The following is a 15,692-nucleotide window of genomic DNA, read 5'->3' on the forward strand; positions in this document are numbered from 1 at the left end:
TGTATCTCCGTGTGTTACTGGGCCGAACCGGCCGAGCGCTGTTCGTGGAGCGCCTTGAGGGCGCCAACCACCTGATAAAGGATCCCGTTCAGCGAGCCGGCGAACTGCGCCAGCAACACTTCGCGGGGCGGGATCTCGCCGAGACGCTTGACGTACGCGGGTGCGACGGCCTTGCCGTCAACCCACCCCGCTCGGACCGTCGGCTTTTCGTGCTGCTTCGCGAACTCGCCGATCACCTTGGCGGTGGCCATCGGATCCTTGCCTGCGAAGACAAGGCCGGTGTTGCCGGCAAGATGTTCATCGAGATCCGCGATCTTGTTCGCGGCCAGTGCCCGCTGCGCCAGCGTGTTCTTCACCACGACGTACTTGCCGCCAGCTGCACGCAGCTTGCGACGGAAGTCCGTCATCTTCAGGACGTTGAGTCCGTTGAAGTCGGTGACGAAAATGTCCGGCGACGCCTTGATGTCGGCGGTGAGGGAATCCACCTCCGCCTGACGTTCGATCTTGCTCATCGATACCCCGCCGTGTCGAGCGTCACGCCAGGTCCCATCGTGCTGGTAACCGTGGCAGAGCGCAGGTAGGTGCCCTTGGCTGCTGAGGGCTTCGCCTTGACGATGGTCTCGAGGAAGGCCTGCAGGTTCTCCGCGAGCTGATCGGCAGAGAACGACACCTTGCCGATCGGGGCGTGCACGTTCCCCGTCTTGTCGACGCGGAACTCGATCTTGCCCGCCTTGATTTCCTTGACGGCCTTGGCCACATCCATCGTGACCGTGCCCGCCTTCGGATTCGGCATCAGGCCGCGGGGACCGAGGATCCGGCCCAGCGCACCCAGCTGTCCCATCACGTCCGGCGTGGCGACGATGACGTCGCACTCGAGCCAGCCGTCTTTCAGCTTCTGGAGATACTCGATACCCACGAAGTCAGCGCCTGCGGCCTCGGCATCCTTCGCCCGGTCGCCCTGCGCTACCACGAGCACGCGCACCGTCTTGCCGGTGCCGTGCGGGAGAATGACGGTCCCGCGGACCACCTGGTCGGCGTGGCGCGGGTCAACCCCGAGCCGGACCGCGACATCCACCGTCGCGTCGAACTTCGTGTAGGAGGTCTGCTTCACGAGGTTGACGGCATCCTGCGCCGTGTACTCGCGCCCAGCCTCGACCTTGGCAGCGGCATCGCGATACTTCTTGCCGTGAATCGCCATCAGTCAATGACCTCCAGGCCCATCGAACGGGCCGTGCCGGCGATCATCCGCATCGCCGAATCGAGGTCTGAGGCATTGAGGTCGACCATCTTGATCTCGGCGATCTTCTTGACCTGCGCCGAAGTCACCTTGCCGACCTTGGTACGGTTCGGCGCCGCGCTTCCCTTTTCGATCCCGGCTTCCTTGAGGAGCAGGTTCGGGGCAGGCGGCGTCTTGGTGATGAAGGTGAAGGTACGATCGCCAAAGATCGTGACCACCACCGGAATCACCATGCCGGACTGCGCCTGGGTGCGGGCGTTGAACTGCTTGCAGAACTCCATGATGTTGACCCCGTGAGGGCCGAGCGCAGTACCAACCGGCGGCGCGGGATTAGCCGCTCCGGCCGGGCACTGCAGCTTCACCATGGCTACGATCTTCTTGGCCATGTCGCTCCTTTCACGACGCCCACTGGCAAGGCGGGTCGCCGAATGACGGAACGGTCAGAGACCGATCCTGCCGCCAACACATCCCCGGGCGGTCGCAGGGCGGAGAGGAGATCTCTCCGGGACTACATCCATCATCCATCCTCCACCATCCACACAGGATCATGGATGATGGATCATGGATTTTCTAGCTAGTGGCCCCGCAGCTGGAGGTAATCCAGTTCCACGGTGGTCGGGCGTCCGAACAGCGACACCGAGACCTTCACCTTGCCCTTGTCGGCCAGGACATCCTCGACGACGCCGTTGAAATCGGAGAACGGCCCCTCGGTGATCTCGACCGCCTGCCCGACGAGGAATGGAATCTCCTCTTTCGGCGCAGCATCAGCTTCCGCCTCGGACTTGCCGAGGAGTCGGGCGACTTCGTCATCACGCAGCGGTAACGGGGCCTTGCTGGTCCCGACGAACTTGATCACGCCCTGGATCGAGTTGACCACATGCTGCGCTTCCTGACTCATCCCCATCTGCACGATCACGTAGCCGGGGAACAGCTTCCGCTCGACCGTGACCTTCTTGCCGTTCTTGATCTCGACGACATCCTGCGTCGGGACCAGCGCCTGGGCGACCAGCTTCTGCCCTTCCGGGCGCGGGTCGTCCTGGATCCGTCGTTCGAGCAGCGAGCGCACCTTGTTCTCGTGCCCCGCCGTCGTCTGGATCGCGTACCAGCGATACTCCCCGCCCACTACCGGACTCGTCATCGCGCCAACAGGGCGACGCCGTCGACCAGCAGCTTCTGGAGCAGCCAGTCGAGCACGCCGATGGCGACGCCGAGCATCAGCGAGCCGATGATGACCGCACGCGTCGCCTTGATCAGCTCCGGCTTCGGCGGCCAGCTGACCTTGTCCATCTCGGCGCGCGCTTCGACGAGGAATTCCCGCGTCGCCGCGAGCTTGCCCGCCTTCGGTGCCACCAGTTCGGTTCCGGCCTGCTCAGTCATTCGTCGTCCTCTCGCTAGCCTCGGTGGTGCCGCCCTGGGGCGGCACCGGTATTCGCTGCGTAACTACGTCCTTGTGCTCGACCGACGGTGAGACCGGTGCGGCGCAAGCGCGGCACGACCTCAAATCGAGCGTCGCGCAAGCGCGACGCCTACTTCAGGATCTTCGTGACCACGCCGGCGCCGACCGTGCGGCCGCCTTCGCGGATCGCGAACCGCAGCCCCTCGTCCATCGCCACCGGGATGATCAGTTCGATCGTCATCTGGATGTTGTCGCCCGGCATCACCATCTCCACGCCCGCCGGCAACTCGCACGCGCCCGTCACGTCCGTGGTGCGGAAGTAGAACTGCGGCCGGTAGCCCTTGAAGAACGGCGTGTGACGGCCGCCTTCATCCTTGCCCAGCACGTAGACCTCGGCCTCGAACTGGGTGTGCGGCTTCACCGACCCCGGCTTCGCCAGCACCATCCCGCGCTCGATTTCCGCCTTTTCCACGCCGCGCAGCAGCAGGCCGACGTTGTCGCCCGCGACACCCTCATCCAGCAGCTTGCGGAACATTTCGACGCCCGTGACAATGACCTTCTTCTCGGCGCCGAAGCCGACCAGCTGCACTTCTTCCTGCACCTTCACGCGGCCACGCTCGATACGCCCCGTCGCCACCGTGCCACGACCCGTGATCGAGAAGACATCCTCGACCGGCATCAGGAACGGCTTGTCGGTCTCGCGCACCGGCTCCGGGATGTAGGTATCCAGGGCGTCGTACAGCTCGTCGATCTTGGCCACCCACACCGGGTCGCCCTCGATCGCCTTGATGGCCGAGCCCCGGATCACCGGCGCATCGTCGCCATCGAACTGGTACTGGCTCAGCAGCTCCCGCACTTCGAGCTCGACCAGGTCCAGCAGCTCGGCGTCGTCGACCAGGTCGCACTTGTTCAGGAACACCACCACCTTCGGCACGTTGACCTGGCGCGCGAGGAGGATGTGCTCACGGGTCTGCGGCATCGGGCCGTCGACCGCGCTCACCACGAGGATCGCGCCGTCCATCTGCGCGGCACCCGTGATCATGTTCTTCACGTAGTCGGCGTGGCCCGGGCAGTCGACGTGCGCGTAGTGGCGATTCTTCGTCTCGTACTCGACGTGCGAGGTCGCGATCGTCAGGATCTTCGTCGCATCGCGACGCCCCTGCGACGCCGAGGCCTTCGCCACTTCGTCGTACGAGATGTACTTGGTGCCCCAGCCGCGATCGGCCGACACCTTCGTCAGCGCGGCCGTCGTCGTCGTCTTGCCGTGGTCAACGTGGCCAATCGTGCCAACGTTCACGTGCGGCTTGGTCCGGTCGAATTTCGCCTTGGCCATTTTTTCAAATCTCCGCTACTGCGTGGTGATCTTCGTCGTTATGGGCGCAGCATGCTGCGCCCCTGCTACGTCATTCCGAATCGCGTCATCAACATCTCGTTGACACAACGCGCCGGGCACGCGGAAACTGTCCGCCGGCCCGGCGTGGTTGGACGCCGCTGCGTCCGATACTTCAACAACGTGGTCGGTGGACTGGCCACGCGACCGGGCTCTCAGAGCTCGCGATCGGGATTGAACCGATGACCTCATCCTTACCAAGGATGTGCTCTACCAACTGAGCTACGCGAGCAACCCACAGAGCGGGCGACGAGACTCGAACTCGCGACCCTCAGCTTGGAAGGCTGATGCTCTACCAACTGAGCTACACCCGCAATCCCGCGTTGCCTTCTTCCGCCTTCAAACCATGGTGGGGGTAGGATTCGAACCTACGTAGGGCGTAGCCCGGCAGATTTACAGTCTGCTGCCATTAGCCACTCGGCCACCCCACCGCGTTCTGCCCTTCCGAGCCACGTCACCTGCTCACTGGAGCTGACGGCGGGAATCGAACCCACAACCGCCTGATTACAAATCAGGTGCTCTACCAGATTGAGCTACGTCAGCCAAAAAGCCCGGTCCCCCGGCAGACACCCAAGTTACTGGAGGCTCAAGTCAGCGTCAACGGGGGAGTTACGGCGGGAAAAGGGTGATGGGTCACGGGTCATGGGGAAGGAGGGGCCGCGCTGTCATCCTGAGCGGAGCCCGCGAAGCGGGCGAAGTCGAGGGAGCCTGAACTCCGCCCCCTCGCTTCGCTCAGGGTGACACAACGACCCCCTTCCCCGTGACCCATCACCCATCACCCTTTCGCGCTTCAACTCCTCACCAGTCCCGCGCTTCCATCACGATTATCACGCGTTTCCCACCCATTTTGGGCCAAAAGTGCCCGAATTCGATCAGATTCGGCGAAATTCTTCGATTTCTTTGCCGCCAGTCGCCGCCCGGCCCACGCCATCGCCCAGCTTTCCGCGGCGGCCGGGTCAGCGGGAGGCGCGTCGGCCAGGTCGCCCTCGTCCGCCGTGGCCTCGATCCGGGCCGAGCCGACCTGATTCGGCAGGACCTGAAGTACCCCGGTCGCCCGCTCCCAGGCCGAGCGGAAGCCGGCGGTCGGTTCGGCCCCGCTGTCGAGGAGCCGGTTCCCCTCCCGTGCCGCCTCGAAAAGGGCGGCCAGGGCCCGCGGCGCGTTGAGGTCGTCATCCATCGCGGCGGTAAAGTCATCGTGGAGGCGTTCGCCCGCCCGCTCGAACTCGGCGCTCGCCCCGTTGGGCACCACGGCCAGGCGCCCGGCAAACTCCCCGAGACGGCGCGACCCTTCCTTCGCCGCGTCGAGCGCCTGATCGGTGAAGTCGAGTGCCTGACGATAGTGCGTCGTCGCGAAGAGCGTCCGCACCGTCCCGGCGTCGACCCGTTCCTCGCGGAGGTCGCGTGCCGTGAGGATGTTCCCGAAGCGCTTGGACATCTTGGTCCCCGACATCGTCAGGAACTCGCCGTGCATCCAGACCCGCGCGAAATCGCGCTGCCCGGTGTGGGCGCAGCTCTGGGCGATCTCATCCTCGTGATGCGGGAAGATCAGGTCGACCGCGCCGGCGTGAATATCGAGCACGTTGGTGCCGAGCTGCTTGTCGATCAGGTCGAGCGCCATCGCGGAGCACTCGAGGTGCCATCCCGGGCGGCCGCGGCCGAACGGTGTATCCCACGCGGCGCTCACCGCCTCGTCTTCGGGACGCACCGCCTTCCAGAGCACGAAGTCGCGGGCATCTTCCTTGGCGTACTCGTCGGCGCTGACTCGGCCGCTCGCACCGGTCTGCAGTTCGCGCATATCGAGATGCGAAAGCTTGCCGTAGTCGGGAAAGCGTTCGATCGAGAAGTAGACCGAGCCGTCATCGCCCTTGTAGGCGTTGCCCTTTTCCAGCAGCGACTCGACCAGCGCGATCTGTTGCGCGATGTAGTCGGTCGCCCGCGGATAGGCCTGCGCCGACAGGATGCGCAGATAGTCGCGATCGGCGAAGAACGCCTCGATGTACGGGATCGCCAGCTCGCCGATGGAGATCCCCTTGGCGCCGGCCCCCTTGATCATCTTGTCGTCAACGTCGGTGAGGTTCATCACGTGGAAGACGTCGTAGCCACTCGCCATCAACCAGCGCCGCAGCATGTCCTCGAAGAGGAAGGTGCGGAAATTCCCGATATGCGCGTAGTTGTAGACCGTGGGGCCGCAGGTGTAGAGCGACACGTGCGGGGCGTTGAGCGCGACGAACTCGTCGGTCGAGCGCGTCATCGTATTATAGAGTCGCAGTGTCATGCCCCACCTGCCGCTGCAATGTCTGTCGCAATGTCGTCGCCGCCCGTCGGCGCGCTGCTCCCCGGCCCGCTGTGCTTCACGTGCACCATCCGCTGGGGATACGGAATGTCGATCCCTTCGTGATCGAGCCGCACCTTGATCCGGCGGCGGAACTCGCGCGCGACTTCCCACTGCATCCCCGGCTGCGTGCGCAGCATCACCCGGATCGACACCGCGTTGTCGCCGAGCGACTGCACGCCAACCACCTCGGGTGGTTGATCGAACTTGACGCCGTGCACCGTGTCGGCTCCGAGCTTTGCCGCCTCATCGCGGATAATGTCGAGCGCGAGATCGACATCGGCATCGTAGCCAATGGCTACATCGACCACGGCTCGCGACCAGCCGCGAGTCTTGTTGGTGGCCGTGGTGATCTGGCCGTTAGGAATGATGTGCACCGCGCCATCGATGTCGCGCAGCATTACCACGCGCAGCGTCATCCGTTCGACGGTACCGGTCTTGCCTGCTGCCTCGATCACATCGCCCACGGCGAACTGGTTCTCGATCAGGATGAATGTTCCCGCAATCACATCCTTCACCAGCGACTGCGCCCCGAACGAGAAGGCGAGGCCAAGGATACCGGCACCCGCGAGCAACGGGGTGATATCAATGAAGAGGCGCAGGGTGAGCAGCAGGCCGAAGATCAGGATCAGGACCTTGCCGACACTCCGGAGTAGCTGAGCGACGGTCTGGGCGCGCTTCTCCTGATACGACAGCCGCGAGTCATCGCCATCATCGGCGTGGATCACGATCCGTCGGGCAATCAGCTTCACCAGCTGCCACGTCCCGTAGGCGAGCGCCCAGATGAGCACGAAACCGAGCGCCGTCGAACGCGCCTTGACGAGGTCGGCGCCGAAGAGGCGGAGGAATCGTTCGACCGAATCCTGAATATCGAGGAGCGAGCTGCCGAGGAGAGCCTTCATGGCTGGCAACTTGGGGGAGGTTGCGGGGTGGGTCAACTCTGCTGGGTCAGGGGGTGAACATCTCCTGGAGCACCTCCAGCACGTTCCTCTGCACCGCCGGCGTCAGTTTGCCGAGTGGGCGAATCAGACGAGTCCGGTCGACCGATCTCAGGTGGTCAAGTAGTACTCTGCCGGCCTTCCCCTGGAAGCGGCATTCTACTCGGAATGGGGCGGGGCGGGTCCCACTCGTGAGCGGGGCGATGATCACCAGACGACTCTGCCCGTGCATCTCGTCCGGCGACACGATCAGCGCGGGTCGAGTCTTCCTGATCTCGTGCCCGTGCGTTTCGCCGAGCGCGACGAGGTAGACCTCGCCACGCCGGGGGTCGGGGCGGTTTACCACACCCAATCCTCGTCGTCGCTCTCGTTGTTGAAGTAGGGCCAGACCGGTCCGTCATCTCCGGACTCAGCGAGAGCCTTCGCCGCCTCGGCCCACCCTTCCCGCACCCGCTTGACGCGCCGGATCACCAGCTCGCCATCGCGCACCTCAATATCGACCTCATCGCCGAGACCGGCTGCTTCGATCAATGGCTTCGGCAGCCGGATCCCGCGGGAATTCCCGATCCGGATCAGCTTGGCCTTCATTGCGACATCCCTGAGAGAGGTAGTCACAATGTAATTACCTCGGAACGCCGCGGGCTAGGCATCGATCACCCGCGATTTCCGGATCGCCACTCCCTCGGCCAGCAGCGTCGCGAGCGCTTCCTCCACGGTGATGTCGACCAGGGGCACCGCGGCCCGGCCATCGGGGAGTGGCAGCAGCACCAGTGGGGCGATGCGGGGAGTAACCGGAGCGGACACGGCGAGTTCGAGGAGGAGGAGTCGGCGGCGAGACATGAAGCAACGGAAACGCCCCGACGAGTGCGATGACTCGTCGGGGCGCCGCCGCGGGGAACCAGTAAACGCGAGTCAGGGTCGCGGTGCGGCTTCTCCCGGTATCGGCGCCTGGTCGGTGGTCACGGTGAGGCCGAACTCGTCGTGACGAATTTTGCCGCCTTCCCAGCCGGCCCAGCCGAGGATGCCGGCGGTGACGACGAGACCGAGAAGCACGCCGTAGGTCGCGGTGCGGTGTGGTGGCTTGCCACCGCGCGCCATCACCAGCACGGCGAGGGCGAGGACGCCCGTGGCAATCGCCGCGATCTCGGCCTTCTCGGCGACTTCTTCGTGCTCGTGGATTCGTTCACGCGAGACCCAGGCATACTTGGCGTCCTTGACCTCGTCTTCGGCCTTGCCGCCGGTGAGGTCAACGACCCAGGTCGCCGCGCCCATTACGACGGTAGCGAGGAGGGCGAGGCGAACCATCGCCTCGTTGAGCCTGGCGAGGCCCCAGAGAAGCAGGATGGCGACCATCGGCACGCCGATGATCGGGATGTGATTGAGGAGGACGTGCCAGTGGGCGGCGTTGATCATCATTGGACGGTCCGGTAAGAGGGACGGGTTCGGGGCTAATGCAACGCTATTTCTGAACAGGACGCTGCCGAACGAGGGTAGCACACGATGAGTGAAGAAACAGGAGCACTTGGCATGAAGACTCCTTTGCTGACGTCACCGCAGCAGAAGCGGTACCGTCCGCCTCAGGGTAACGCCGGCCTTCCGGTCCCGGACTACAACCTCCAGCCGGTAAGCGCCCTTGTCGAGCCGCGAGATGTCGAGTTCCCGAAGCGACTCATTGAGGCTGGCCTCCAGCGACCCGGTGGAGCGCACCTCGAGCGACGGCTTGTCGGATGGCTTCTCGGTGAGGTAGAGCGCGATCGTCGTCTCCACCTCGGCACGCCGTGCTTCGCTCAGGATCTGCCAGTAGAGCGACACCGGTTCCTTTCGATTGAACGTGCCGAGCGAAGCCACCGGAACCTTGCCACTGGGGCCTGTCCAGACCTGACGTTGCTTCGGCGCCCCGAGGATCAGGTCCGACATTTCCAGCGTTCCTGCCACGAGCGAGGGCATTCTGGTTCCCCATCGTCCTCCGGCACGAATGGAGTCTTGCCGGATCATCAGACTCCACGATGAGATGGCGGCGCCGGTCGCTGCCTCGATCAGTCCGTTCACTCGGGCATCGGGGCCCGTTCCTGCGGGAATTCTGAGCCGACGAAGTTCTGTAGTATCGATCCATCGTTCGGCGTTCTCGTCCCACTGGCGCAGTTCAATCATGAGCGTTGCCACCGAGCTCGAATCAACGAGCAGGTCGCCGGCCCGGACTGACCAGGGGATCACCGCCACAAGGCGTCCGTCCTTCCATTCACGCTGGAGCCGGGCCGATGTTTCCAGGCCGTGAGCAAACCGACGGGAATTGTCATCCTGTGTCGTCGCCAGCTTGATGAAGGCGGCATCCTCTGTGCGGATGCGTTCGAGGTGCTCCGCCTCGACCGCCCGCCCACCCATCCGCTCGGCGTTCTCCGAAGTCGTGGTCAGGAAGCAGCGATACGTGTCGAGGCCACAGAGGTACGAGCCGAGCACGCCTTTCACTAGCCTGGTCGGCTTCGTCGTCGCGGTAAAGGCCTCAGGTTCAAACTGCAGCAGCAGGCGCGATCCGCCGATGTCATATTGCCACACGGTCCGGCTGTTGGTTCCGAAATACTCCAGCTGCTGTTTTTTCAAGGAAGGGCGCACGGTGTCGATCCCGCTCCACTCACGGGTATTTCCAGGGGCTCCAAGCCGCATCCACACCGTGGCCCGGTCATCATAGAAGCCGGTCCACCGTTCCGTCGGGCGGAGCAGATCGGCGTGAATGAGGCCGGGCTCCCAGAACATCGCGAAGTTCCCCGGGACGCGACTCTCTGGCGTCGCGGGATACAGAAATTTCAACTGTCCCTTGCGAGACACGGCGAGACGAAAGTGGGCGATGACGTAATCGAGTCGGGCGAAGTGTTCCACCAGACGACTTCCTGAAGGGCGCGCGTCGCGAATGTCACGCAACGCGAACGTGTTCAGCACCCAGCGCTGACGCGACGAATCGGGGAGCGTCTGCCATTCGTCCCATTCATCGGGCTCCACGAACCACTTCAGCTGCCAGCCGACTTCGTCCCATGAGCCACGATCGTGCGCGGAGTGCAGGGCTTCGTGGAGTCGCAGAAGGGCCTGGGTCGTGTCGGCCGTTCGCGCGGCCGCACGCGCCAGGTAGAGCTGTTGCCAGGTAGAGTCGACCCCGGCGGCGAGCGCAGCTTGCGCACACGCCGCGGCACGCGCCGGCTTCCCGCCGCGCTCGCTCAGATCCACACAGCTCCGGGCTGCTGCCGCCGATGCAGTCCCGGGGCCTACAGCACCCGCGAGGGCCACCGCGACGGAATCAAGCAAGGGCGAGAGTTCGGCGTCGTACGCGAGTGCGCCGAGAATCTCCGCCCCGAATGCTGAGGGTGCCAGGGCGAGCCCACGAAGGAGCGCGCGCTCCGATCCGGCAGTCCAGCTGTCCCCCAATGGCATCAGGAAGCCCGGCCGTGAAATCGTCTCCAGCGCGGAGAGTCTGGCCCGCACGCAGGCGAGCGAGATCAGGACCCTGGCGTCTGCGGTCGGCCCGTGGTCGGCGAGAGTTCCCTCCTCCTTCAACAAGGCGCCCTGAGTTCCCAGCGCTCCACAGAGGGCCACAATTCGTTGATTGTAGCGTGGGATCTCGTCGCGGATGCCGAAAGCTGGGGCGAGGAGTTGCGGGGTCAGGATGTCCGGCCCGCGTTGCGCCAGGAGGTTGCCGGCCAAACCCACGCCAAGCACCAGATAGAGCACGAGCAGCTTGAGTCGTCCGCCGATGTGGTAGCTCACGGCACCACCAGCCGTTGGGTCCGCTCGACTTTCACCGTCGGACTCAACTCCGCTGTCACCCGCAATTCATACGAGCCGCTCTTGAGCGACCCGATCCCGACACGCTGCGTTCGGAATGCGCGCGCCGTGGGCGGCCGATCGACAAACCGCACCGTCACCGCTGGCGCGACACCGTCCTTGCCCACTTGCGTCACCGTGACCGTGAGGGGAACGTCGCGCCCGGCCGCGCCGCTCAGGATGTAACCGAGGCCCACGAACTTCGCGCGTCCAGGGGAGAGCGCCGGGGAGAGCCGAACGGGATTGCCCTCGATTGCGGTCGGTGCACCCTGTTCGCCATCGGGGAGGAGCACCAGGTCGGAGATGTCCATCGGCGCATCGGGATCGCCGATCACTAGCCCGCTGTGTGAATACTCGGCGCCCACGCGGCCGGCGCTGTCGGAGACTATCATCTTGACTTCGTAGGCACCACCTGGAAGCGGCACCTCGAGCAGCGCCGTGAGATAGCCGTCGAGATTGGAGCCATTGCCAAGGGCTGGCAACCGGAAATGTCGCATCGTGTCGATCGACACGACCCATTCCTTCGCGGCGTTGCGCACCCGTAGTTGCCAGCGCAATGAGAGGTGGCTCGAATCTTCGGCACCGTACCGCGTCAGGTCGCGCAGCGAAATGTCGAGGGCAGCCGTCAGCATCCCGGGCTGGCGGCCCAGGCCCACAGCGGAGGCCGCCAACCGCAACTTGTTGTCGAACCGGCTCGGCGCGCCGTCGTGACTCGCGAGGAATGCCTGATCTTGCGCGGCCAGCTCCTTGACCCGGACGATGCGTTCCTGCGAAAGCGACTTGAGAGATTTCCGGGCCTCGAGCACGCAGTAGAATGCGGCAAGCTGACAGGTCGCCATCCAGTCACCAGTGCTCAAACTGGTCGCAAACATTCCGGACAATACGCGATCCAGCCTGGCAAAGTGTGCGAGGGCGGGCCGCTCGCGGAGGGTGTAGAGCCACGACTCGGTGCCCGATGCCTGAGTGCCGGGGTAATTCGCTCTTGCCGGCGGCTCCCCGTGCCGCAGGTAGGTCAGACCGCGATCGTCCAGAAGTCGGCCGCGGAGGTCGAGACCGCCCAACGAGCAAAAGGGGGTCGGGGCACCACCATCAGCCGTGTTCCCCTGTTCCTTGCAGGCCGCCAGCACGGCGGTTCTGTCGGCCGGAAGCTTTCGCAACAGCTCGTCCCGGTCGGCAACGCGATAGTGCTGGAGCACTACGCGCCATCGCCGCGCGTGCTCCGCGAAGCGGGCGCCAGCGAAGTGACCGTCCTCGAAGTCGCGATCGAGCCAGAATCCCTCCACCCACCTGGCGCGTTCGCTGAACGGGAGCGCCACGAATGCCGCTGAATCGGAGCTGCCACCGACAAGCGCGAGGTCGCGGGCGACCCACTGCTGGTGCTCCCCACCGCCCGAATCGGCGCTGGCTGCGGCATAGAGACGCGTCGCCTCCCGAGCCGACCCGGCGTTCGCCTCGACGAATGCCAAGAGGTAGTTCCGTTCGCCGCTGGTGAGCACTTGTGGCCCTGCGCGCGTGATGAGTGCGTGTCCCTCGCCCGCGTCTCCCTGTTCAAGCGATAGCTGGAGGCGAAGGCGTTCGAGTTGCCGCTGCACCGCAGCGGGAAGCCCCCCTCGGACGAGGGCGCCATTCACACCGGCAAGCTCGCGCTGCGCAGTTGCCCACACCCTGGGATAGGGGACGATCAGATCAAGATCAGCGATGGTCGGTGCGAATGCTGAGTCTCGGTCGAAGGAACCGAGGTATGCCTCATAGGTGCGACGACACCAATCGAGAAATTCCCTGGTGTTGACGCCATCGATCGGACCACAGCTGCCACGCTCCGCCTGCAAGGCGCGGGCAAGCGCAAAGCCTCCCCAAGGATTCCGGTAGGCCCAGCCGTAGGAAAGCGACGCGGCGGTATCGAGCACTGCTGCGAGGATGCGCGGTTGCTTGAGCGTCGCGTCGCCGCGTCGATTAGTCGGCAACAGGGCCGTGGCGACGGAAGCATCGGTGAGCGCGCGAAGGGCCGGAGCAGTGCCCAACCACCTTGCCCAGGCTGCAACCGTGTCGGGTGCGGCCTGGGAAACAGCGCGCGCGGGCACAAAGAGGGCGCCCAGCACGACAACGAGAGTAACAACGGAATTGCGGCGGGAAGGAACCATCGGTGCCAGCCTCGTGGGGGAACGGGCAGAACCAGGATTCCACAATGATACAGCGCGTAGGCGCGGAGCGCACTGGAGAGGCGCCTCGCGCGAGAGTAGCAGGGTCGTCCTAGTGCCGAGCCGACACCAGCAGAGGGCGTTCGCGTTGCACGCGTCTTCCCGCCGACTCAATGGTGACAATCAGTCGGTAGCTCCCTGGCTTCAGTCGAGCGAGCGCCAATGACTTGCGCACGCCGTTCACGGCGCCGGAGGAACGCTCGGTTCCCTGGATCCTGATCCCCTCCATAGACTTCGGATCGGAAGACCGAACCTCCACGATGCTGCGATAACTCTCGCGGGGTGGAATGCCGCGTACTTCGTAATACAGCTCCACTGTTCCACCCACCGGCCACGCCCCGAGCGTGTTGAGCGCGAAGAGCCCGGCGAGAGAATTCCAGGGCGTTCCGACGTCAGCAATTCCGGTCACGATGTCGCTCAGCGCAAGGCCGTTGCCACCACTCACAGTCACGCGTTTGGCGAGGGCATACGCTCCCGCGGAGTCGTTCGACTGTTTCGCCCGCACCGCTACTTGCCAATCTCCGCCCATGACCGGCAGCTCGAACCATCCGGCGAGGTGCTCCCCCGCCTTGAGCGAATCATGCCGCATGAAACGACGAACAGTGTCGATCGCGATGGTACTGTCGAGCATGCGATTGTAGGCAACCAGCCGGAAGGTGATCGGATATACCAGCTGCCCCTCAGGGCCAGCGTCTGCGTGGAGCCCGCGTCCGGGAATCGCGAAGGTGACCAGCACTCGACCACTGCCGTCGCCGCCGTCGCCGACGCCGAACGTCTGGACAACAGCATTCCACGGCGTCGTGATCAGGGGCGAATCGCTGTCGGTGCGCGCTCCAACGAGTGCGTCTTCCCGGCTCTGCGCAATCACATCGCAACGGCGGTAGTCCGTCGCTTTGGTTCCGCCACTGAGAGACATCCGGACAGCAGCACCCGCGTATTCGGGGAGGAGCCGAGCGCGCAACGCCCAGTCCTCGGGAAAATCCACCGGCAGGAAACTGGTCATCGTTGTGGGGGCCATATAGCCAAGCGCCTGGCTCCCGCGAAAGTGAATGAGTCGCCAACGTCCATCGATCCAGTAGAGCCACGACTCGTTCTGTTCCATCGAGCGCGCGATGCGCTGGCGCAGGAAGGGAGGCGGAGGCTCCTGCTGCCCGACGCTGACACCGCTGAGTGGCCCCATTCCAACAGCTTTCCCCGCGGGCTCACCGTGCCTGAGGTAAATCACCCCTCGATGGTCGAGGAGCGACTCCCTGGCGCGAATGTCCCCAGGAAGCGTCGGCTGAGCCCGGGCAAGCAATTCGTAGAGCGAGGTCCCGCTACCTGGGCACGGAAGATCGAGGCCCTCGAATCCAAATTCGACACGGGCAAACTGTGCTCGGCGCCAGGGGTCAAGGGCACGATACTGCCCGAGTGCCACGTTCCACCGTCGCAGTTGTTCGAGAAGGCGCGACCCCGGCCTCGCCGCGGCCGCCGCGTCGCGCTCGGCCCAGAACCGGTGGACCCAGGCAAGCAGGCGACCGTCCGGGATCGAATCAAACGTCTGGAGAGAATCAGGATCGAGCATCCAGCCGAAGTCTTGCCGGTAGAGCGCTCGACCTGCCGGAGTGAGTGGAGAGAAACCGGCCCAGTAGGCACGGGTCGCACCGGTCGAGTCGCCGATGGCCGACAGACTTCGCGCGCGCTCCAGTGCGATGCGCGATAGATCTCCGCCGAGCTCGGCACTATGGTCGAAGGCCGCCAGGGCGCTGTCGTTCTGTCCTTCGGCGCGCAGGTGCCGACCCCACACGAGAAGCAGATCGGCTTCCGGTCGATCGCGGTTCAGCATCCGCCCAAGAATCTCGACCTGATTCCGGCGCATCAACCTATCGCCCGACGCCACTGCAACCTCCAGCACGAATCGCCTGGCCGGATCGAACTCCGGGTCCTTGCGAAACGCATCGCGCAGATTGCGCCAGGCGCTCTCCTCGTGACTTTCGCCCTCGAGCGAGCCTTCCGACAACAGGACCGGTGCCCGCGCCTTTGCCAACTCGGCGAATGCTCGCGCGAGGGCAAAGTTCGGCCACGCGCCGAGGTCGGCCCGGCCTGTCAGACGCGAGAGTGTGAAGAGATTCCGTTCGAGGGTTGGGCGATCGTTGGATAGCTGAGAGGTGCGTAGTTCGCGGACGGCCTGCCAGAGCACCAGCTCCGGGCCCTGCACGGGCGGGGTTGGCACCGACGCGACTGCGCTCGGCGTGGTAGCCTGCTGCAGCCGCTCATAGGCAGCATCGAGTCGGGGTGTGGCCACGATGAGTTGGGCAAAGCAGACGAACCCACCTATCAGCATACACACCGGCCTCGTGGGGGGAAACGGGCAGTGCACTATCCAGCAAGCATTTTACCACCCGGCCGACG

General features: G+C 64.7%; 15 protein-coding genes and 4 tRNA genes. All 19 read right to left on the reverse strand.

The genetic code is table 11. The annotated features are described in order from the left end of the window. Window positions 1–14 precede the first annotated feature (14 nt). Window positions 15–512: a 50S ribosomal protein L10 gene (gene rplJ, locus V4558_01190; protein MES2304090.1), complete on the reverse strand. Its 498-nt coding sequence runs from the start codon at window positions 510–512 to the stop codon at window positions 15–17. After that, window positions 509–1,198, reverse strand: coding sequence for a 50S ribosomal protein L1 (gene rplA / locus V4558_01195; protein ID MES2304091.1), 690 nt, complete (start codon window positions 1,196–1,198; stop codon window positions 509–511). Before rplA ends, rplJ begins: the two co-directional genes overlap by 4 nt. Then, window positions 1,198–1,623, reverse strand: a complete 426-nt coding sequence (rplK, locus tag V4558_01200) for a 50S ribosomal protein L11 (protein MES2304092.1) — start codon at window positions 1,621–1,623, stop codon at window positions 1,198–1,200. Before rplK ends, rplA begins: the two co-directional genes overlap by 1 nt. Before the next feature lie 188 nt (window positions 1,624–1,811). Continuing rightward, a complete protein-coding gene (gene nusG / locus V4558_01205; protein ID MES2304093.1) occupies window positions 1,812–2,375 on the reverse strand; it encodes a transcription termination/antitermination protein NusG in 564 nt (187 codons plus the stop codon). Beyond that, window positions 2,372–2,614, reverse strand: coding sequence for a preprotein translocase subunit SecE (secE, locus tag V4558_01210; GenBank protein MES2304094.1), 243 nt, complete (start codon window positions 2,612–2,614; stop codon window positions 2,372–2,374). Before secE ends, nusG begins: the two co-directional genes overlap by 4 nt. 149 nt (window positions 2,615–2,763) lie before the next feature. Then, window positions 2,764–3,966, reverse strand: a complete 1,203-nt coding sequence (gene tuf, locus V4558_01215) for an elongation factor Tu (GenBank protein MES2304095.1) — start codon at window positions 3,964–3,966, stop codon at window positions 2,764–2,766. A 216-nt stretch (window positions 3,967–4,182) separates the two neighbouring features. Next, a tRNA-Thr gene (locus V4558_01220) sits at window positions 4,183–4,255 on the reverse strand. Window positions 4,256–4,264: 9 nt separating this feature from the next. Continuing rightward, a tRNA-Gly gene (locus tag V4558_01225) sits at window positions 4,265–4,337 on the reverse strand. 33 nt (window positions 4,338–4,370) lie between these two features. Continuing rightward, a tRNA-Tyr gene (locus V4558_01230) sits at window positions 4,371–4,454 on the reverse strand. Between the two features lie 35 nt (window positions 4,455–4,489). Further along, a tRNA-Thr gene (locus V4558_01235) sits at window positions 4,490–4,566 on the reverse strand. Between the two features lie 247 nt (window positions 4,567–4,813). Then, window positions 4,814–6,298, reverse strand: coding sequence for a cysteine--tRNA ligase (gene cysS / locus V4558_01240; GenBank protein MES2304096.1), 1,485 nt, complete (start codon window positions 6,296–6,298; stop codon window positions 4,814–4,816). Further along, window positions 6,295–7,257 (reverse strand): mechanosensitive ion channel family protein, encoded by a 963-nt coding sequence (locus V4558_01245; protein MES2304097.1) that lies wholly within the window; start codon window positions 7,255–7,257, stop codon window positions 6,295–6,297. The genes cysS and V4558_01245 overlap by 4 nt, the downstream gene beginning before the upstream one ends. 46 nt (window positions 7,258–7,303) lie before the next feature. Further along, window positions 7,304–7,639, reverse strand: coding sequence for a type II toxin-antitoxin system PemK/MazF family toxin (locus tag V4558_01250; protein ID MES2304098.1), 336 nt, complete (start codon window positions 7,637–7,639; stop codon window positions 7,304–7,306). After that, the gene (locus tag V4558_01255) at window positions 7,633–7,881 is read right to left on the reverse strand and encodes an AbrB/MazE/SpoVT family DNA-binding domain-containing protein (GenBank protein MES2304099.1); all 249 of its coding nucleotides are present in this window, start codon (window positions 7,879–7,881) and stop codon (window positions 7,633–7,635) included. Before V4558_01255 ends, V4558_01250 begins: the two co-directional genes overlap by 7 nt. Before the next feature lie 54 nt (window positions 7,882–7,935). Next, complete coding sequence (locus V4558_01260) at window positions 7,936–8,133, reverse strand: hypothetical protein (protein MES2304100.1); 198 nt, start codon at window positions 8,131–8,133, stop codon at window positions 7,936–7,938. Between the two features lie 72 nt (window positions 8,134–8,205). Then, window positions 8,206–8,706 carry a hypothetical protein gene (locus tag V4558_01265; GenBank protein ID MES2304101.1) on the reverse strand — a complete coding sequence of 167 codons (501 nt, stop codon included), beginning with the start codon at window positions 8,704–8,706 and terminating at the stop codon, window positions 8,206–8,208. 135 nt (window positions 8,707–8,841) lie between these two features. After that, window positions 8,842–11,046, reverse strand: a complete 2,205-nt coding sequence (locus V4558_01270) for a hypothetical protein (GenBank protein MES2304102.1) — start codon at window positions 11,044–11,046, stop codon at window positions 8,842–8,844. Next, complete coding sequence (locus V4558_01275; GenBank protein ID MES2304103.1) at window positions 11,043–13,244, reverse strand: hypothetical protein; 2,202 nt, start codon at window positions 13,242–13,244, stop codon at window positions 11,043–11,045. The genes V4558_01270 and V4558_01275 overlap by 4 nt, the downstream gene beginning before the upstream one ends. A 109-nt stretch (window positions 13,245–13,353) precedes the next feature. After that, a complete protein-coding gene (locus V4558_01280; GenBank protein ID MES2304104.1) occupies window positions 13,354–15,624 on the reverse strand; it encodes a hypothetical protein in 2,271 nt (756 codons plus the stop codon). Window positions 15,625–15,692 lie beyond the last annotated feature (68 nt).

The sequence above is a fragment of the Gemmatimonadota bacterium genome (genome assembly GCA_040388535.1).
Lineage (GTDB): Bacteria > Gemmatimonadota > Gemmatimonadetes > Gemmatimonadales > GWC2-71-9 > Palsa-1233.